This window comes from Micromonospora sp. NPDC049107, assembly GCF_040648595.1.
Lineage (GTDB): Bacteria > Actinomycetota > Actinomycetes > Mycobacteriales > Micromonosporaceae > Micromonospora.
The window spans coordinates 74,048-92,625 of the sequence record NZ_JBEZEC010000002.1; the positions used below are offsets into that span (position 1 = coordinate 74,048).

At 72.0% G+C, this 18,578-nt stretch carries 20 protein-coding genes; 11 read left to right on the top strand and 9 right to left on the bottom strand.

Translation table 11 applies throughout. The features are described 5' to 3' along the window. Positions 1-83: 83 nt before the first annotated feature. Together AB0B55_RS05495 and AB0B55_RS05500 are read right to left on the bottom strand one after the other, a co-directional pair. Entirely contained in the window at positions 84-479 is a 396-nt protein-coding gene (locus AB0B55_RS05495; protein WP_355049380.1) for a hypothetical protein, read from the bottom strand. A gap of 109 nt (positions 480-588) precedes the next feature. Continuing rightward, positions 589-1,527: a cytochrome c oxidase assembly protein gene (locus tag AB0B55_RS05500; protein WP_357127301.1), complete on the bottom strand. Its 939-nt coding sequence runs from the start codon at positions 1,525-1,527 to the stop codon at positions 589-591. A 159-nt stretch (positions 1,528-1,686) separates the two neighbouring features. On the opposite strand from AB0B55_RS05500, the gene AB0B55_RS05505 reads away from it, so the two are divergent. From AB0B55_RS05505 to AB0B55_RS05525, 5 genes are all read left to right on the top strand, one after another. Beyond that, positions 1,687-2,286, top strand: a complete 600-nt coding sequence (locus tag AB0B55_RS05505; RefSeq protein ID WP_357126727.1) for a heme-copper oxidase subunit III — start codon at positions 1,687-1,689, stop codon at positions 2,284-2,286. Between the two features lie 72 nt (positions 2,287-2,358). Next, a complete protein-coding gene (locus AB0B55_RS05510; RefSeq protein ID WP_357126730.1) occupies positions 2,359-3,198 on the top strand; it encodes a cytochrome c in 840 nt (279 codons plus the stop codon). A 64-nt stretch (positions 3,199-3,262) separates the two neighbouring features. After that, entirely contained in the window at positions 3,263-4,366 is a 1,104-nt protein-coding gene (locus tag AB0B55_RS05515; protein WP_355049384.1) for a Rieske 2Fe-2S domain-containing protein, read from the top strand. Further along, the gene (locus AB0B55_RS05520; protein WP_355049385.1) at positions 4,363-5,994 is read left to right on the top strand and encodes a cytochrome b N-terminal domain-containing protein; all 1,632 of its coding nucleotides are present in this window, start codon (positions 4,363-4,365) and stop codon (positions 5,992-5,994) included. Before AB0B55_RS05515 ends, AB0B55_RS05520 begins: the two co-directional genes overlap by 4 nt. Positions 5,995-6,189: 195 nt before the next feature. Next, the gene (locus AB0B55_RS05525) at positions 6,190-6,870 is read left to right on the top strand and encodes a DUF4142 domain-containing protein (protein WP_357126735.1); all 681 of its coding nucleotides are present in this window, start codon (positions 6,190-6,192) and stop codon (positions 6,868-6,870) included. Positions 6,871-6,940: 70 nt separating this feature from the next. On the opposite strand, the gene AB0B55_RS05530 is transcribed toward AB0B55_RS05525, so the two are convergent. From AB0B55_RS05530 to AB0B55_RS05550, 5 genes are all read right to left on the bottom strand, one after another. Then, the gene (locus AB0B55_RS05530; RefSeq protein ID WP_355049387.1) at positions 6,941-7,228 is read right to left on the bottom strand and encodes an Lrp/AsnC ligand binding domain-containing protein; all 288 of its coding nucleotides are present in this window, start codon (positions 7,226-7,228) and stop codon (positions 6,941-6,943) included. Positions 7,229-7,264: 36 nt separating this feature from the next. Then, positions 7,265-8,119 carry a sugar phosphate nucleotidyltransferase gene (locus AB0B55_RS05535; RefSeq protein WP_357170656.1) on the bottom strand — a complete coding sequence of 285 codons (855 nt, stop codon included), beginning with the start codon at positions 8,117-8,119 and terminating at the stop codon, positions 7,265-7,267. Next, positions 8,116-8,661 carry an NUDIX hydrolase gene (locus AB0B55_RS05540; RefSeq protein ID WP_357126740.1) on the bottom strand — a complete coding sequence of 182 codons (546 nt, stop codon included), beginning with the start codon at positions 8,659-8,661 and terminating at the stop codon, positions 8,116-8,118. The genes AB0B55_RS05535 and AB0B55_RS05540 overlap by 4 nt, the downstream gene beginning before the upstream one ends. 54 nt (positions 8,662-8,715) lie before the next feature. Continuing rightward, positions 8,716-10,509 carry an HD domain-containing protein gene (locus AB0B55_RS05545; RefSeq protein WP_357127304.1) on the bottom strand — a complete coding sequence of 598 codons (1,794 nt, stop codon included), beginning with the start codon at positions 10,507-10,509 and terminating at the stop codon, positions 8,716-8,718. Between the two features lie 127 nt (positions 10,510-10,636). Continuing rightward, on the bottom strand, positions 10,637-12,391 hold the full coding sequence (locus AB0B55_RS05550; protein ID WP_357170658.1) for a DEDD exonuclease domain-containing protein: 1,755 nt from the start codon (positions 12,389-12,391) through the stop codon (positions 10,637-10,639). 127 nt (positions 12,392-12,518) lie between these two features. Here AB0B55_RS05550 and AB0B55_RS05555 point away from each other — a divergent pair, with 127 nt between their 5' ends. Both AB0B55_RS05555 and AB0B55_RS05560 read left to right on the top strand, forming a co-directional pair. Continuing rightward, positions 12,519-13,949 carry an NYN domain-containing protein gene (locus AB0B55_RS05555; RefSeq protein WP_357126746.1) on the top strand — a complete coding sequence of 477 codons (1,431 nt, stop codon included), beginning with the start codon at positions 12,519-12,521 and terminating at the stop codon, positions 13,947-13,949. Between the two features lie 123 nt (positions 13,950-14,072). After that, positions 14,073-14,486, top strand: a complete 414-nt coding sequence (locus tag AB0B55_RS05560) for a hypothetical protein (RefSeq protein ID WP_355049393.1) — start codon at positions 14,073-14,075, stop codon at positions 14,484-14,486. A gap of 50 nt (positions 14,487-14,536) precedes the next feature. Here the strand turns inward: AB0B55_RS05560 and AB0B55_RS05565 are convergent, their stop codons facing one another. Further along, a complete protein-coding gene (locus tag AB0B55_RS05565) occupies positions 14,537-14,869 on the bottom strand; it encodes a hypothetical protein (protein WP_357170660.1) in 333 nt (110 codons plus the stop codon). A gap of 23 nt (positions 14,870-14,892) precedes the next feature. Then, positions 14,893-15,285: a hypothetical protein gene (locus AB0B55_RS05570; protein ID WP_357126753.1), complete on the bottom strand. Its 393-nt coding sequence runs from the start codon at positions 15,283-15,285 to the stop codon at positions 14,893-14,895. Positions 15,286-15,644: 359 nt separating this feature from the next. Here AB0B55_RS05570 and AB0B55_RS05575 point away from each other — a divergent pair, with 359 nt between their 5' ends. The 4 genes from AB0B55_RS05575 to AB0B55_RS05590 all read left to right on the top strand — a co-directional run bounded on the left by AB0B55_RS05575 (position 15,645) and on the right by AB0B55_RS05590 (position 18,569). Continuing rightward, positions 15,645-15,878 carry a hypothetical protein gene (locus AB0B55_RS05575; RefSeq protein WP_357126756.1) on the top strand — a complete coding sequence of 78 codons (234 nt, stop codon included), beginning with the start codon at positions 15,645-15,647 and terminating at the stop codon, positions 15,876-15,878. 155 nt (positions 15,879-16,033) lie between these two features. Further along, positions 16,034-16,192: a hypothetical protein gene (locus tag AB0B55_RS05580; protein WP_357126759.1), complete on the top strand. Its 159-nt coding sequence runs from the start codon at positions 16,034-16,036 to the stop codon at positions 16,190-16,192. Then, entirely contained in the window at positions 16,189-17,448 is a 1,260-nt protein-coding gene (locus tag AB0B55_RS05585) for a M48 family metallopeptidase (RefSeq protein WP_357126762.1), read from the top strand. The genes AB0B55_RS05580 and AB0B55_RS05585 overlap by 4 nt, the downstream gene beginning before the upstream one ends. Beyond that, positions 17,445-18,569 (top strand): glycosyltransferase family 4 protein, encoded by a 1,125-nt coding sequence (locus AB0B55_RS05590; RefSeq protein WP_357126765.1) that lies wholly within the window; start codon positions 17,445-17,447, stop codon positions 18,567-18,569. Before AB0B55_RS05585 ends, AB0B55_RS05590 begins: the two co-directional genes overlap by 4 nt. Positions 18,570-18,578 lie beyond the last annotated feature (9 nt).

The following is an 18,578-nucleotide window of genomic DNA, read 5'->3' on the forward strand; positions in this document are numbered from 1 at the left end:
CTCCCGAGCGTACGAAGTGCGGGTGGGCTGGAACCGGCGCAGGCTCGGCCGGCGCCGTGTCGGTGCCGGTTGGCGCGGGGACGTCAGGCGGGTGCGTGGGTCCGCAGCAACTCGGCCACCGTGCTGCCGGTGGTCACCGGGTCGAGCGGGTGCACCAGCGTCGCGTCGACCTCGGCGTACGCGGCGAGCCATCGGTCCGCGGCGCGGGCGATCACGAGGCAGGTGGGAGGCGCGTCGTCCCGGTCGTCCTTGATCTGCCGGGCGATGCCGATGCCGCCGCCGGGGCTGGCCTCGCCGTCGAGCAGCAGCAGGTCGATCTCGTAGTCGTCGACCAGCCGGATGGTCTCGGCGTAGGTCGACGCGTCGACGAACTCGATCCGCAGGCCGGGCGCGGGCCGGGTGCCCACGGCGAGCCGCATCCGGTCACGGACCTGCGGGTCGTCGCTGTAGAGCAGGACGGTGCACAGACGCTCACTCATGCCGACACTCCGCTTCCAACCTCGTAGCTGCCCGCCGATCGTACCGGCCGACGTGACGTACCTGACACGCCGCCCGCTTCCCGCGCGTCGGGCGTGCCGTCTGCGCAGCTCAGGCCGTCGGGGCTTCGGCCGCGCGCTCGCGCGCCTCCTGGCGGTCCAGCTCGCGGTCGACGCGGCGGGCCTCCCGCTCGGACTGCTTGACCCACTGCACGACCAGCACCGCGAGCATGGTGACGCTGACGAACTCGCCGCCGGCCCAGAGGATGCCGCCGGCGACCACCTGGTCGGCCTTCGGGTCGGACCAGCTCAGGTTGAGCGACGGGTACCAGTCGCCGCCGAAGAGCGTCGTGCTCTGCATGATGGTGAGCCCGAGCACGGTGTGGAACGGCACGGAGAGCAGCATCAGCAGCGCCCGCGCCGGATACGGCCAGCGGCCGGGCAGCGGGTCGAGGCCGAGCAGCGGCCAGAAGAACACGCAGCCGGTCATGATGAAGTGCGCGTGCACCAGCTCGTGCGCCCAGGCGTGCTCCAGCGTGAAGCGGTACAGGTCGCTGAAGTACAGCGCGAACGGGTTGACCACGAAGATGGCGAACGCCACCAGCGGGAAGCTGTAGACCCGGGCGATCCGGCTGTGCACGATCGCCAGGAGGCGTTTGCGCGGCCCGACCGGCAGGGTCCGCAGGGCCAGCGTCATCGGCGCGCCCAGCGCCAGGAAGATCGGCGACACCATGGAGAGCACCATGTGCTGGACCATGTGCACCGACAGCAGCGCGGTGTCGTAGGCGTGCAGCCCACTGACCGTGACGAGCGCGATGCCGCCGAGGCCGGGGCCGAGGAAGAAGACGGTACGGGCGACCGGCCAGCGGTCGCCCCGGATGCGCAGCCGGTGCACCCCGTACAGGTAGAGGCCGGCGGCGAGCACCAGGCCGAGGGCCAGCCAGCTGTCCAACCGGGTCTCGGTCAGCACCGCGCCGATGGTGAACGGTGGCGGGGTCGCCTCGGCCCCGGCGGCCAGCGTCGACGGGCCCGCCGAGGTGGCCGCGAGCACATCGGCCGGGAGGGCCGAGGTGGCGGCGAGGATGGGATCGACGTGCAGCACGCTTTTCAGGCTAGGCCAGGCGAACCGGACCCTGACGCCCGGGCCACGGAAGGCGCAGGTTTGCCACCCCGCTGATCGCCGGCCCCGATCAGGGGCAATAATGACGGCGTGACTGCGGCCCCAGCCATTGACAAGAGCCGGATCCACTCTCTGACGCGACCCAACATGGTCAGCGTGGGGACGATCGTGTGGCTCTCCAGCGAACTCATGTTCTTCGCGGCGCTCTTCGCGATGTACTTCTCGATCCGCGCGGCTGCGCCGGAGCAGTGGGAGAAGCACACCGAGTCGCTGAACATCCCGTACGCGACCACCTTCACGGTGATCCTGGTGCTGTCCTCGGTGACCTGCCAGCTCGGCGTCTTCGCGGCGGAGAAGGGTGACGTGCACGCGCTGCGCCGCTGGTTCACCGTCACCTTCGTGATGGGCCTGATCTTCGTGCTCGGCCAGGTGAACGAGTACCGCCACCTGGTGGAGGACGGCGTCAGGATCAACGCCGACGGCTACGGCTCGATGTTCTACCTGACGACCGGTTTCCACGGCCTGCACGTGACCGGCGGTCTCATCGCCTTCATCATCTTCATGGTCCGCACGACCATGGGCCGGTTCACCCCGGCGCAGGCGACCTCGGCGATCGTCGTGTCGTACTACTGGCACTTCGTCGACGTCGTGTGGATCGGCCTGTACGCCATGATCTACTGGCTTCAGTGATCTTGGCGCGTCACGAACCGCGCCGCTGCTCCGTCCCCTGAGACAAGGTCCAACCGGTTAAGGACACAGCTCATGACTTCTGACAACGACCGCCGACGCGGCCTGCTCGCGCGGTTGCGCGGGCGGCCCGCCGCGCGCAGCAGGGGCCGCCGCCGGCTGGGCGCCGCGGTCCGGCTGATCGCGGCGCTGATGCTCGCCGGCGGCGCCTACACCGTCTTCGCGCCCGGTGCGCAGGCGCAGGACAATCCGCCGCTCACCGGCGCCGCAGCCGAGGGCAAGGCGCTGTTCGACGTGAGCTGTGTGACCTGCCACGGGCGCAACGCCCAGGGCGTCGAGGGCCGCGGGCCGAGCCTGATCGGCGTCGGCGCGGCCTCGGTCGAGTTCCAGGTCAGCTCGGGCCGGATGCCGCTGGCCCGCCAGGAGGCCCAGGCGCACCGCAAGCCCCCGGTCTTCACCGACGAGCAGACCCGGCAGCTCGCCCAGTACATCCAGGAACTCGGCGGCGGTCCGGTCGTCCCGGGCACCGAAGAGGACCTGCACAAGAGCGGCAACGTCGCGGCCGGTGGCGAGCTGTTCCGGATCAACTGCTCGCAGTGCCACGCCTTCGGCGGTGGCGGCGGTGCGCTCTCCTCGGGCAAGTTCGCCCCGAGCCTGCACCCCGCGACGGACCGGCAGATCTACGCGGCGATGCTGAGCGGTCCGCAGAACATGCCGGTGTTCGGCGACAACCAGATCACTCCGGAGCAGAAGGCCGACATCATCGCCTACATCCAGGAGACGCTGAAGACCGACCAGGACCCGGGCGGGTTCAACCTCGGTCGGTACGGGCCGTCCACCGAGGGCCTGGCGATCTTCCTGGTTGGCATCGTGGCGCTCGTGTTCGCTAGCCTGTGGATTGCGGGTAAGTCGTGACCGAGCGGATCTTCAGTTCCACCGCCGTGGTGCCGCTCGGCGCCACCCGTAGCGAGGTGACGGCATGAGCACGCACACCGAGCACCAGGCCTCGCAGGGCCCGGAGCCGCTCGACGTGAACGACCCCAGGCTGAGCCGGTTCGACATCGTCCGCGAGGGCGCGCGTCGGGACGACATCGAGATCGTCCACTACGAGCCGCAGGTGCTGCCGGGCACCAAGGCGGAGCGTCGGCTCACCCGCGTGGTGGCCGGGTTCTTCCTGATCACCGGTCTGGCGGCGACCGCCTTCCTGGCCATCTACATCTGGTGGCCGTGGCAGTACGAGCCGGGTCGCGGCGGCGACAAGTTCTACACGCCGCTGCTGGGCGCCACCCTCGGCGTGGCCCTGCTCGCCGTCGGCTTCGGCATCCTGACCTGGGGCAAGAAGTTGCTGCCCAAGGAGGTCTCGATCCAGGACCGGCACGAGGGCCAGGTCGACTCCGAGGGTCGCACCATCACCGGCCAGACCATGCTCTACCTGGCCGACGAGATGGGCATCAAGCGTCGTCCGTTGCTCGGCATCTCGCTGCTGGCCGGTCTCGCGCCGGTCGCCGCGGTCGCGGCGGCGCCGCTGGTCGGCGGCCTGATCTCCCAGCCGCACAAGAACAACCAGATGTTCACCACCGGGTTCGCCCCGACGGAGAACGGGCAGAAGATCCGCCTGGTCCGCGAGGACGGCCGCCCGGTGCGCCCGGCGGACATCAGCGCCGGTGGTCAGCTGACCGTCTTCCCCGGCATCGAGCACGGCGTGAGCAACCGGCACGCCGACTCGCCGACGTTGCTGATCCACCTGCGCGACGCGGACGCCCAGAAATCCCGCGAGGCCAACTCGCGCCCCGGCGAGACGCAGAAGCACCACAAGGACTACATGTGGGGCAACTACGCGGCGTTCTCCAAGATCTGCACGCACGCCGGCTGCCCCGCCAGCCTCTACGAGCAGCAGACCAACCGGCTGCTCTGCCCGTGCCACCAGTCCCAGTTCCTGATCACCGACAACGCCCGGCCCGTCTTCGGCCCGGCCAGCCGGTCGCTGCCGCAGCTGCCGATCGAGTTGGACTCCGAGGGCTTCTTCGTGGCGAAGTCCGACTACACCGAGACCGTCGGGCCTGATTTCTGGGAGCGGCCATGAAGCGTCGAAAGTTTGACCTGGCGGCCACGCCGGGCAAGGCCGCGGCGGGGGTGGACGACCGCTTCGCGGTGGCCACGCCGCTGCGCAAGCTGCTGAACAAGGTCTTCCCGGACCACTGGTCGTTCCTGCTGGGCGAGATCGCGCTGTTCTCGTTCATCGTGCTGTTGCTGACCGGTGTGTTCCTGACCTTCTTCTACGAGCCGGCGATGACCGAGGTGGTCTACGACGGCAGCTACGCGCCGTTGCAGGGCACCCCGATGTCCGCCGCGTACGCCTCCAGCCTGGACCTGTCGTTCGACGTCCGGGGTGGTCTGGTGATGCGGCAGATGCACCACTGGGCGGCGCTGCTGTTCATGGCCGCGATCGTCGTGCACATGCTGCGGGTGTTCTTCACCGGCGCCTTCCGCAAGCCGCGCGAGACCAACTGGATCATCGGCTCGCTGCTGTTCTGGGTCGGCTTCCTGGCCGGCTTCACCGGCTACTCGCTGCCGGACGACGGCCTGTCCGGCACCGGTCTGCGGATCGCCTCCGCGATCATGCTGTCCATCCCGGTGGTGGGCTCGTGGGTGACGTCGTCGGTCTTCGGTGGCGAGTTCCCCGGCACGATCATCATCAGCCGGTTCTTCATCGCCCACGTCCTGTTGATCCCGGGCCTGCTGCTCGCGCTGATCAGCGCCCACCTGGGTCTGGTCTTCAAGCAGAAGCACACCCAGTGGCCCGGCCCCGGCCGGACCAACAACAACGTGGTCGGCGAGCGGATGTTCCCCCGCTACGCGCTGAAGCAGGGCGGCTTCTTCATGGTCGTCTTCGGCGTCATCGCGCTGCTGGGCGGTCTGTTCCAGATCAACCCGATCTGGCTGTTCGGGCCGTACGAGGCGTGGGTGGTCTCGGCCGCCAGCCAGCCCGACTGGTACGTCATGTTCCTCGACGGCTCGACGCGACTCATGCCGGCCTGGCAGATCAACATCCCGATCGGCGACGGGTACGTCATCCCGCCGCTGTTCTGGCCCACTGTCGTGCTGCCCGGCATCCTGGTCGGCCTGTCGACGATGTACCCGTTCCTGGAGGCCCGGCACCTCAAGGACCGCAAGAGCCACAACCTGCTCCAGCGGCCCCGTGACGTTCCGGCCCGTACGGCCGTGGGCGCCATGGCCGTCGCCTTCTACATCGTGCTGACGCTTTCGGGTGCCAACGACGTGATCGCCGACAAGTTCCAGATCAGCCTGAACGCGATGACCTGGGCGGGCCGGGTCGGTCTGCTCGTGGTTCCGCCGCTGGCGTACTACGTCACCTACCGGCTCTGCCTGGGTCTGCAGCAGCACGACCGGGAGGTGCTCGCGCACGGCGTCGAGACCGGCATCATCCGGCGTCTGCCGGACGGTCGGTTCATCGAGGTCCACCAGCCGCTCAGCGCGTCGAACGGGCACGCGGACGGCCACGGTGAGCTGGAGTACGTCGGCTGGGTGGTACCGAAGAAGATGAACCGGCTCGGGGCCCTCGGCCCGGCGGTCCGGGGCTTCTTCTACCCGATCGAGAAGCCGGTCGAGGCGCCGGTCTCGCCGGGTCACCCGCCGGTCGAGCCCCGGGGAGATCGTGCGGAGATCGGCAGCGGCGAGAGCCGCCGCTGACCTCCCGACAGCACCGTCACGTGACGCCCGCCGGACTTCCGGCGGGCGTCACGCCGTTTCCGGTGTCCGGTCGCCCAACCGAGCAGGAGTCGGACGGGCACGGCGGGACCGGTCGACCCCGCGCGCCGGGCGATCGCAGGAATAACCCCCGTGAGCCGGGTATCCGTGCGATCCAACGTCTCTAGGGGGGGAAGCATGTTGGGTCTCAAACGCCTCGGCCTGTTGGCCGCGCTGGTGCTGGTGGGTGTCGCGCCGGCAGCAGCCGCCCAGGCGGCGGCACAGCCGTCGACGCAGGACACCCAGTACCTGCAGGCGGTGCACCAGGTGAACCTTTTCGAGATCACCGCCGGTGACCTGGCTCAGCAGAAGGGCCAGAACCAGGGGGTCAAGGACCTGGGCGCGATGTTCAAGACCGACCACACCCAGCTGGACCAGACGGTGCAGCAGACCGCGTCGCAGCTCAACGTCCAGCTGCCGAACGAGCCCACGACCGATCAGCAGGCGGTCATCGACAAGCTGAACAACGTCAGTGGGACGGAGTTCGACCGGCTCTGGGTGACCAGTGAGCTGGCCGGTCACGTCCAGGCCATCCAGGCCACCCAGACGGAGATCTCACAGGGCTCCGAGCAGTCGGTGGTCCAGTTGGCCCAGACCGCCCTGCCGACGCTGCAGGCGCACTACGACGAGCTGGTCCAGCTGGCCAACCAGTTGGGCATCCCGGTCCCGCAGACCAGCGCCAGCGGCACGCCCAGCCCGGGCACCTCGTCGCCGGCTCCGGGTGGCGTCACCGAGTCGCCGGCTCCGAGTGGTGGGATCACCGAGTCGCCGGAACCGGGCCTCGGCACCACCGAGCGGCCCGCTCCCAGCGAGAGCTGATCTCGCGGTAGCGCGACGGCCGGTCCACCCCACGCGGGGTGGACCGGCCGCGGCGCATGCGGGCTGCGGGTCAGTCGGCGTCCGCGAGGCCGATCGCGAACGTCTCCTCAAGGTCGAGCTTCGAGTACGCCCGGAACGCGATGTGCGACTCCGTGTTCAGCACACCCGGCACCTTGGAGATGCTGCCCGCGATGACCTGCGCGATCTGGTCGAACTCGCGGACCCGGACGATGGCGATGAGGTCGACGTGCCCCGCCACCGAGTAGACCTCGCTGACGCCGGGGACGTTGGCCAGGGCATCGGCCACCTCGGGGATCGCGTCGGTGGCGCAGTCGATCAGCACGATCGCGGTGATCACGGGGCACTTCTCCGTTCGTCGGCGTCGTCGCCCATGCTAGACCTGCACCGTCCCGCCGTCGCCGAAGCGGATCACGTTCCGCAGACGCTCGTCCGCTCGCACGGTCGCGCCCGGCCAGATCACGCTGCGTCGCACGTCGCCGTCGACCCGGGCGTGGGCGCCAACCACCGATTCGACACAGTTCCCGGGCACCGTGGCGGACTCGTCGACGAGCACGCCGCCGGCCGCCGCGTGCAGGTTGGCCGCCAGGTAGTCGGCCGGCGTCCCGGTGTCGTAGAAGGTGCCCGCGTACGGCACCACGTCGAGCGCCCCGGCCGCCTCCGCCGGCCGCCACACCGCGCGCACCAGGTCGGACATGACCACCGGCAGGTCGCGGACCAGTCGCCACGGCAGCAGCGAGAAACCGGTGAAGCAGTGCCCGGCGAAGGTACCCGGCGCGTGCGGGTCGGCGGCGGGCTGCCCGAGCAGGCGTACGGAGTCCCGGTCCCAACCGTCGAGCAGCGCGGCCATGTCGGGGCCCGGCGCGGTGGCCGGCTCGGCCAGGTACGCGTCGGCGTTGCCGACCAGGACTCCTCGGCCGTCGATCCACTCCCGCAGGTTCGCCACCCCGCCCGCCGTGCCGAGCGGGTCGCCGGGCTCCACCGACAGGTGGGCGCGGTCGCCGACGTGCGCGACCACCTGGTCGGCGAGGTAGCAGGCGTTCACCGCGACCCGGGCCGGACTCCTCAGGCCCAGACCGGCCAACCGATCCAGGGCCCGGTCCAGGAGCGGCACGTTACCGACCGGGCAGAGCGCCTTGGGCACCCGTTCGGTGAGCGGACGCAGCCGGGTGCCCTCGCCCGCGGCGAGCACGACCGCGCAGACGTCCCTCGGCCAGCTCGCCCTGGTCATGGCGCGGTGTCGGGCACCGGCGGCGGGAACTGCCCGGCCAGCGGCCCGATGTCGTAGTAGGCGAGCAACCGCGCGGTCGGCCAGGTGAGCTTGGGCAGGTCGTCCAACCGATGCCAGGCGGCCTCGAAGACCTCCCCGCCGTCCACCACCAGTTCGGTGCTGGACGCCGGCACCTCCGCCTCGAAGACCATGTCCACCCAGCCCTTGGCGTGCACGATCGCGTTCGGCACGGCGGGGCGCAGCCGGGACGGCGGCAGCCGGACGCCGGACTCCTCGAACAGTTCGCGGGCCGCGCCCACGACCGGGGGCTCACCCCGGTTCAGCAGGCCGGCGGGGAGCGACCAGCCCTTGTTGCCGGGAGGCTGGCGCAGCATCAGCAACCGACCCGCGCCGCTCGCCTCGGTGTCGCGGACCAACGTGACCGCGCCGACGATGTACTTCGGTACGGCGAGTCGGACCAGACGCCGGCGCACCGGCAGCGGCAGCCGGTAGAAGGCCTGGTAGAAGACGGCCCGACCGGTGGCGCGGGAACGGGGGATCATGACCCCAGGCTAGTGGTCACGAATGTCCCTCGGACGCGCTGGGGCACGCCCGAGTCACTGTCGATGGTCGACCAGGTCGATGAGCTGGCGTACCACGGCGTCCGGTTCGATCACCCGGTCGAAGACCGCGACGAGCAGGGTCTCCAGGTCGGGGTAGCCCAACTCCTCGGAGAGCCGCAGCAGCGGCAGGTCGCTGGCGAGGCCCCGGTTGTGCTGGCGCAGGGCGAGACCGATGGTGGCCCGACCGAGGCGTACCTTGTCGCTGATCGTGATGCCCGGCTCGGTGTGTTCGGCGAACCACCTGTTGATCTGCATCTGCGCGTGCGGCGACTTGACGAAGCCCAGCCACTCCTTGCGCGGGCCGCGCGGGGCGGCGGCGGCCTCGAAGCCGTTGTCGGCGTCGTTCTCGGTGAAGATCTCCACCACGTCGCCCTCGTCCAGTTCCGAGCTCAGCGGCGCGAGCCGGCCGTTGATGCGGGCCGCGAGGCAGTGGTCACCGCGATGATTGCCCAGCTCGTACGCCAGGTCGACGGGTGTGGCGCCGGCCGGCAGCACCACCTGACGGCCGTCGGCGAAGACCTGGATCTGGCCCTCGGCGAGGTCGCAGCGCAGCGACTCGTAGAACTGCGCCGGGTCGGCGGCCTCCGGCTCCCAGTCGAGCACGCGGCGCAGCCAGTCCAACTGCTCGGCCCGGGCCGCCGCGCTGCCGCTGCCCGAGCGCGGGAAGCGGAAGTCGGCGGCGATGCCGTACTCGGCCGCGCGGTGCATCTCCTGGGTGCGGATCAGCACCTCCACCGTACGGTCCTGCGGGCCGCAGACGCTGGTGTGCAGCGAGCGGTAGAGGTTGTTCTTCGGCGAGGCGATGAAGTCCTTGAAACGGCCCGCTACCGGCCGCCACGTGCCGTGGATCGCGCCCAGCGCCGCGTAACAGTCGGTGGCCGGGCCGTCGACCACCACCGAGATGCGGGGCAGGTCGTACGGCGCGGTGTGGCCGCCGGCGACGGTGTCCTTCCAGATCGAGTAGAGATGCCGGGGACGGGGGCTCACCTCGGCGTCGACCCGGCTGCGCTTGAGCGCGGCCCGGGCGCGGTTGACCACGGCGTCGAGGTAGGCCTCCCAGCCGGGCCGGTCGTGCACGTGCCGGGCCAGCCGGGCGTGCTCGTCGGGCTCCAGGTGCAGCAGCACCACGTCGTCCAGCTCACGCTTGAGGGTCTGGATGCCCAACCGGTCGCAGAGCGGGACCAGGACCTCCTGCGTCTTGCGGGCGATCCGCTCCCGGGACGCCGCCGAGCGCACCCCGAGCGTACGCATGTTGTGCAGCCGGTCGGCCAGCTTGATGATCAGCACCCGGACGTCCTTGGCGGCGGCGACGATCATCTTGCGGACCGTCTCCGCCTCGGCGGCCTTGCCGTAGAACGCCTTGTCGAACTTGGTCACCCCGTCGACGAGGTGGGCCACCTCGTGGCCGAAGTCCTCCGAGAGCGCCTGGAGCGTGTAGCGGGTGTCCTCGACCGTGTCGTGCAGCAGCGCCGCGACCAGGGTGGTGGTGTCCATGCCCAGCTCGGCGCAGATCTGCGCCACCGCGAGAGGATGGGTGATGTACGGCTCGCCGCTCTTGCGGAACTGCCCGCGGTGCATATTTTCCGCGATCGTGTACGCCCGGCGCAGCACCGCCGGATCGGTGCCGGCGTGGATGCCCCGATGGGTGCGGACCAGGTGGGTGACCGGGTCGGAGTCGGTGGTCGGCCAGGTGAGCAACGACCGCAGTCGGCGGGTCAGGGGCAGCTCGCCCGACTGGGTTGGCAGGGCGCCCCCCAGGGCGGCGCCGTGTCCGGCGTCGACGTCCACGAGGGACACCTCCTCACCCCGGCTCCGCGGTCACCGGACCCGGTGAACGGAGCAGGCCCACGAAACGGGCAGGACTGCACTTCCTTAACAGCCTAAGCGAGTCGACGTAGTCCGATCGGTCAGTTGGTCATGAGCGTTCGGTCGAGAGTTGGTGCGACGCCCCGCTCTCGGCCTTCGCCAGCAGGTCACGGAAGCGCCCCGCGCCGCCCGCCGGTGAGGACCAACCGGACGACATCTCGACCAACCGGGTCTCCGGCCGCTCCAACCAGGACAGGATGCGCTCGGACTCCTCGGCGGTGGCCGACGGCACCGGCCCGTGCCCACCCGACACCGTCTCGGCGGTGGCCCGGATGGCGTTCAGCGTGGGTCGCGGGTGGACGCCCGGCGGGGACACCCCGGCGCCGGCCAGCCGACCGTGGCGTACCAGGGCCAGCTCCCAGCCGCCCCGGGCGGCCGGTCGGGCCGCCGCCAGCTCGGCGATCCCGGTCAGCGCCGCCAACCGCTGCATCCGCACCGTGGCGCGCAGCACCGCGGCCAGCCGGTACCGCACCACGGCGGCCTCCTCGTAGCGCTGGTCGGCCGCGAGCACGTCGATCCGGGCCAGCAGCGCGTCCACCACCGGCCGCGGGTCGCTCGTGGTGGCCGTCCGGAATGGCTCGACGGCTCTGTCGTCGTACTCCTCGGGGGTGATCCGGTGCTCGCAGGGCGCCGGGCAGCGACCCAGCTCGGCCAGCGCGCAGGCCGGCGTGACGGTGCGCAGCGAGAGCCGGTGCGTGCACTGGCGCAGCGGGACCGCGTCGTGGAAGGCGGCGGCGGCCAGCTCCGCGGCCCGCCGGGAGGTGAACGGCCCGAGGTAGGCGGTGTCGGTGGGGGAGATGTCGCGCACGATCGACAACCGGGGGTACGGCCCGTCGGTCAGCTTGAGCCAGACCATCCGCTCCGGGTACTTCGACCGCCTGTTGTACGGAGGCGCGTGCGCGGCGATCAGCCGCAGCTCGCGGACCTCCGCCTCCAACGAGTGCGCGCACTCCACCGCCTCGACCCGCTCGGCCGCGGCCAGCATCTCGGAGATCCGGGCGCGCTTCTCGCCGGCGGTGAAGTAGCTGCGCACCCGGGTGGCGATGTCGCCCGAGGTGCCGACGTAGAGCGGCCGGTCGTCGGCGGCCCGGAAGATGTAGACCCCCGGGACCCGGGGCAGCCCCTCGGCCAGATGCCGCTTGCGGCGCTGCGTCGGGGTGACCGCGCGGGCGAACTCGATGGCGTCGCCGACGGTGTCGACGCGGTGCCCGCCGAGGCGACCGATCAGACCGTGCAGCACGTCGACGGTGGCCTTGGCGTCGTCCAACGCCCGGTGGGTGGGCTGGGTGGCGGTGCGGAAGTACGCCGCCAGGGTGCCGAGCTTGCGGTTGGGCACCTCGTCGCGGGTCAGCACCCGCCGGGCCAGCGCCGCCGTGTCCAGCACGCGGGGGTTGGGCCAGCGGTAGCCGTGCCGGGCGCAGGCGGCCTTGAGGAAACCCACGTCGTACGGGGCGTTGTGGGCCACCAGCACGGCGTCGGCGATGAACTCCAGGAAGCTGGGCAGCACCTCCTCGATCGGCGGGGCCGGCAGCAGCATGGCCTGGGTGATCCCGGTCAGCACGGTGATGAACGGCGGGATCGGCTGCCCCGGGTTGACCAGGGTGGCCAGCACCCCCAGCTCCTCGCCGCCGCGCACCTTGACCGCGCCGATCTCGGTGATCCCGCCGCCGTCCGGCGCGCCGCCGGTGGTCTCCAGGTCGACCACCACGAAGGTCGTCGCGTACAGCGGCAGGGCCGGGTCCACCCCGCCCACCGCCGGGTCGAGACCGGCCAGTGACTCCTGGACGTACTCCGCCTGTGCCATCGGCGGCACGCTAGCGCCCCGGTCCGACACTCCCGTCGCAGAGGTCCCAGCAGTCACCATGGGGCTAGGATGAGAGATCGGCTCACTCACCAGGCGGTGGGCCCGCCAGCGGTGGGAGACTTGCCACATGCCCCTCGCCGAGCCGCACGACGACCACCTCCCGCAGGAGGATCCGGTCGCCCGCGACGGCGCGGTGAGCGATCCGGACGCCAGTGACACTCCCGCCGATTCGGGCGGTGATCCGACGATCGAGCCGGAGCCGACGCTGCCCGAGCCGGTCCGGCAACGGATCGTGGCGCTGACCGCCGCCGTGCTACCCAGCCTCCCCGGCGACGAGGTGCCGGTGCCGTTGCGGCGGGTGGCCAAGTTCGCCCCCAACCGGCGCGCCCGTCTCGGCGCTCCGGCCATCGCCGCCCAGCTCACCGCCGACCCGCTGTTCCGGCAGCGGGTCACCGCCCGGGTGCTGGCCGACGCCGGTGACCTCGGGGCGGCCGTGGTCGAGGGCACCGCGCCGGCCGCCGCCGACCCGGTCGAGGTGGCCGCACTGGCGTATCTGGTCCGGCCGCGCGGCTGGCGGGAGCTGATCGACGCCAGCGGCGCGGCGGTCCGCGCCGAGGCGGACAGCGCCGTCGTCGCCGAACTGGTCCGCGAGGCCGAGCAGCGGGCCACCCGCGCCGAACACGACCGGGCGGTGGCCCGGGTCGAGGCCGACAAGCTCCGCGACGAGCTGGCCCGGGTCCGCGAGGAACTCGGCCAGCTCCGTGAGGAGTCCCGTCAGCTGGCCCGTACCCTTCGCGAGACGCAGGCCCGCGAGCGCAAGGCCAGCGAACTTCTCGCCACCGAACGCGGCCGGGCCGCGCGCGCCAGCGCGGACGTCGACGCCGAGCTGCGCCGCGCCCGCGCCCGGCTCGCCGAGGCGGAGGCCGCCGCCGGCGTGGCCCGGGCCAGCGCCAAGGAGGCCCGCTCGGTCGACGACGCCCGCCTCTGGCTGCTGCTGGAGACCATCGGTCAGGCCGCCGTCGGGCTGCGCCGGGAGCTGGCGCTCGACCCGGTCGACAAGCTCCCCGCCGACTTCGTCGCCGACGCGTTCGCCGAGCAGCCCGGTACCGCCCCGGCGGGCCCGGCCGCGCGCGCCCGCGACACCGACGACCCGGCCCGGCTCGACCAGCTGCTCGCCCTGCCCCGGGCGCACCTCGTCGTGGACGGCTACAACGTCACCAAGCGCGGCTTCGGCGAGATGTCGCTGGAGCAGCAGCGCAAGCGCCTCATCACCGGGCTGGGCGGTATCGCCGCGCAGACCGGCGACGAGGTCACCGTCGTGTTCGACGGCGCCGAGCGGATGCACGGGCTGCCGCCCGCCCCGCGCGGCGTACGGGTGCTCTTCTCCCGCAAGGGCGAGACCGCCGACGAGCTGATCCGACGCCTGGTCCGCGCCGAGCCGGCGGGCCGTCCGGTCGTCGTGGTCTCGTCCGACCGCGAGGTCGCCGACGGGGTACGCCGGCACGGCGCGTATCCGCTGGGGGCCGACTCGCTGCTGCGCCGCCTCGCCCGCTCCTGACCGCACGTCCGGGCAGGCTGTCGGGGCGGGCAAGAATTTGGCGAGGTTCCGGCAGGTCCGGTCGGCGACGGTGTCCGCATCCGCCCGGCACCGCCGGGCACCGGACGAAGGCAGGCGAACGACATGGGAAAGAGACTGCTGGGCACCATCCTCGGCACGGTGGTCACACTGGCGGCGCTCCTGGTCGCCCCGGCAGCGGCCCAGGCGGCCTCGGGTGGCGGCTGCACCGGGGCCTACCCGATCAGCTCGTGCATCTCGTACCAGGGCTCCAACCAGACCGTGGTGGGTGACTTCTACATGAACGCCACCCCGGACGGATCCCGGTGCACGGCGTACCTCCAGTTGCGGACCAGCAACAACGGCAACACCTCCTGGATCTACTACGACCTCAACCGGACCGGCCGGTTCGGGCCGATCAGCCGCAACGTCAACGTGATGAACAACTTCAAGGGCTCCGCCGTGGCGGTGGTCGAGGTCTACACGTGCAGCGGAGCGTTTCACGGCACCTACACCAGCCCTCGGGTCTACTACCCGTGACGTACGGATCCGGCCGTTGGCGCGTCAGCGCCAGCGGCCGGATCGGCGTGTCAGACGCAGCGGGAGACGGCGGGGTTCGGGTCGTGGCCGATGTACATGTAGTCACCGGCGAGCATGCCGCTCGCGTTGCCGTAGAAGGCGTTGTACCAGACGGTGTCGCCGTTGACCGACGATCCGGTCGCCCAGCAGTTCAGGTAGACCGACTGGCCCTTCGGGATCGTCAGGATGACCGAGCACTGCGAATTGTTCAGCCACTGGCAGTAGCGCAGGTTCAGGTCCGTCTTCGTCGTGAAGTAACCACCGGCGAACGCCGGGGTGGCGACCAGGCCGACCGATGCGGTCACCGCGACCGCGCAGGCGGCCAGGAGACGTCGTGGATTCATGTCGTCAACCTCCGGTGAGCGGGTCAGTAGGAGCAGTACGGGGAGTCCATGATGTCGATGGCGACCGCGTAGCCGTACGGCTCGAGGTAGGCCAGTTCGCCCGGGGAGACGCAGACCCAGTCGTTGTTGGAGTAGAAGATCTTCGCGCCGTCGTCGTTGCGGCTGTTGTAGACCCAGTCCGCGCCCTTACTGCGGGACCCGAGGGTCTGGTAGTAGGTGTCCTGGAACGACGCGGTCGGCGGCGCGCCGTCGTACGGGTTGCCGCTCACCCAGAAGCAGACGCGGGGGTAGTTGCAGCCGAGTGCCGAGGTGGCCTGCGCCGGCGTGGCGACGAGCCCGCCCGCGGCCGTCGTGACGCCCGCGAGGAGCGCGACGGCGGTGAGCCGGGAGCGTGTGGTCGAAGATGGTCCGCGCATGTCGAAGCCTCCGTTGAGTCAGGGTGGTGCGACCCGTTCCGTTCGGCCCGGACCGACGGCCAGGGCTGGGGCCTCGCCCGGCGTGGCCCGGACGTAGCACCACGATCGCAGTGACCTGGATCGACGAAACAGGCGCTTGACCGGCAGTTGACCGGCGATTCGACGGGGTGCGCCCGCGCGAGGTCGGCGATGTCGGGCTGTCCGGCCGTTCGGGATACCCCGATTTCGCTGATCTGGAGTCGATCTAGCCCTCAACGGGCGGTTCTGTCGTACCCGGTGGATAACGTCGATGTGACCGACGGTGCTCGGGTGGCGACGACAGGGTGTCGGCCGCGCATCGCGAGCGATCAGGAGGCGTGATGCTCATCGACTGCGACGGGTGCGCGAAGCGGGCCGACGGCTGCTCCGGCTGCCCGCTGACCGCCCTGTTCGACGACACGTCCCCGGCGGCCGGGCTGGTCGCCGCCGAGGTTGAGGCGATCGAGGTGTTCGCCCGGGCCGGCTTCGACGTCGAGGTGCTGGCCGCGCCCGCCCGGCCCGACGCGCCCGCCCGGCCCGGCGCTGGCGCGCGTCGGGTCCGCCGGGTGGCCTGAGCCCTCGCCCCGGGGCCGGCCGGATGGCCGTCGACGAGCCGTGCGGGCGCTGAGCACAGCCGTGCGGGGGCCGCGTCGGCGAAGTGCGTCACCGCACCCGAAGCGGGCTTTTCGCGGGCCATAGGATGGGCGGTCACGGCGGGAGGAGCGGCGGGATGAGCGGGGTACGACGCGAGCACGACGGGCCCGTCGGTGCCCCGCGCGCCGGTGCCGTGTGGCGGTGGCGCGGCCACGCGCGGCGGCCCGACGCCGCCGTGTGCCGGGGTGATCGTGACCGGGCGTTGAGCGTGGTGGCCACGGCGGTGCGCCGGTGAGCCCGCGCGGCTGGGCGTTGTTGACGTTGGCCGGGTTGACGGTGGCCCTGCTGGTGACCGTCGCCGTGTTCGTGCCCTGGCACCGGCCCCCGGCCCCCCGTGCCGACCAGCTCGCCGCTCTGCGGGATCTCCCGGCCGACCAGGTGGCCAGGGGGCGGGAGTTCCGCGCCGCGCTGCGCCCCGGCGGCTACGCCGCGCTCGCCGTGGGGCTGCTGATCGCCGTCGCGCTGGGGCTCACCCCGCTGGGCGGTCGCCTGGTCGAGCTGGTGGGCCGGCCCTTCGGTGGGCACTGGATCGCCCAGGCGGTGCTCGGCGGCCTCGCCGTGGTGCTCGTCGCCGACCTGCTCACCCTCCCGTTCTCCGCCTGGCGGCAGACCGTCCTGACCCGCTACGGGCTCAGCACCAACTCCTGGAGTGGCTGGGCCGTCGACCTGCTCAAGTCGTACGCGGTGAGCGCCGTGATCGGTGCGGTGGCGCTGTTCGGCTTCTACCTGGTCATCCGGCTCGCGCCGCGCTGGTGGTGGGCGCTCGGCGCGGCGGGCGCGGCCCTGCTGGTGGTGCTGCTGTCATTCGTGCTGCCGGTGCTCGTGGAGCCGGTGTTCAACAAGTTCACCCCGATGGAGCAGGGTGCGCTGCGCACCGAGCTGATGAGCATGGCCGCCCGCGACGGGGTGCCGGTGCGCGACGTGCTCGTCGCCGACGCCTCCCGGCGGACCACGGCGGTCAACGCGTACGTCTCCGGCCTCGGCCCGACCCGCCGGGTGGTCGTCTATGACACGCTGCTGCGCGAGGCCGACCCCGCCGAGGTGACGGCCGTGGTGGCGCACGAGCTGGGCCACGCGAAGGACTCCGACGTGGCGGTGGGCACGCTGACCGGGGCGCTGGGAGTCGCCGCCGCGGTGGTGGCCCTCTACCTGCTCGGCTCGTGGGGGCTGCTGCTGCGGTTGGCCGGTGTCGACTCGATCGCCCATCCACGCGCGTTTCCACTGGTAATTGCCCTGGTCACGGTGGCTGGTCTGGTCGCCACCCCGGTGCAGGCGCTGGTGTCGCGGCGGGTGGAGGCGCGGGCCGACGCGCACGCGCTCGCGCTCACCGGCGACCCGGCGGCCTTCGAGTCGATGCAGCGCCGTCTCGGCACGGTCAACCTGGGCGACCCCGACCCGCCGCGGTGGGAATACCTCTACTCGGCCTCGCATCCGTCCACGGTGGAGCGGATGGCCGCCGCCCGCGCGTACGCCCGGGAGGCACGCCGATGAGCCGCACGTTGCTGATCACGAACGACTTTCCGCCCCGCCCGGGGGGCATCCAGTCCTTCGTGCACAACCTCGCCGTGCGTCAGCCGGCGGGGTCGGTGGTCGTCTACGCGTCGAGCTGGCGTGGTGCGGAGAAGTTCGACGCCGACCAGCCGTTCGAGGTGATCCGGGAACGCACCCGGGTGCTCCTGCCCACCCCGCTGATCGCCCGGCGCGCGGCCCGGCTCGCCCGCACGTACGACTGCGACACGGTGTGGTTCGGCGCGGCGGCCCCGCTGGGGTTGCTCGCCGCCGGTCTGCGCAGGCGCGCGGGCGTACGCCGGGTGGTGGCGCAGACCCACGGCCACGAGGTCGGCTGGGCGGCGCTGCCGGCCGCGCGGCCGGCGCTGCGGCGCATCGGGCGTGGCGTCGACGTGACCACCTACCTCGGCGAGTACACGCGCGCCCGGCTCGCCCGGGTGCTGGCCGGGGTGACCGACCTGCGGCGGCTCGCGCCGGGCGTGGACGTGGACGCCTACCACCCGTCGGTGGACGGCGAGCCGGTCCGGGCCCGGTTGGGGCTGACCGACCGGCCGGTGGTGGTCTGCGTGTCGCGTCTCGTGCCGCGCAAGGGCCAGGACATGCTGATCCGGGCACTGCCGGAGATCCGCCGCCGGGTGCCCGACGCGGCGCTGCTGATCGTCGGCGGCGGGCCGTACCGGGCCACCCTGGAGAAGCTGGCCCGCCAGACCGGCGTCGAGCGGGACGTGGTCTTCACCGGCTCGGTGCCGGCGGCCGACCTACCCGCGCACTACGCGGCCGGCGACGTCTACGCCATGCCCTGCCGTACCCGCAACCGCGGCCTGGACGTGGAGGGGCTGGGCATCGTCTACCTGGAGGCGTCCGCGACCGGCCTGCCGGTGGTGGCCGGCGACTCCGGCGGCGCGCCCGACGCGGTCCGGGAGGGCGAGACCGGGTACGTGGTCCGTGGCCGGGACGTCGCCCAGCTCGCCGACCGGGTCGCCCGGCTGCTCGGCGACCGGGACCTGGCCCGCCAACTCGGGGCGGCCGGCCGGGCGTGGGTGGAGCGGGAGTGGCGCTGGGAGGCGCAGGCGCAGCGGATGGCGGCTCTGCTGGCCGGCTGACCGCCGCCG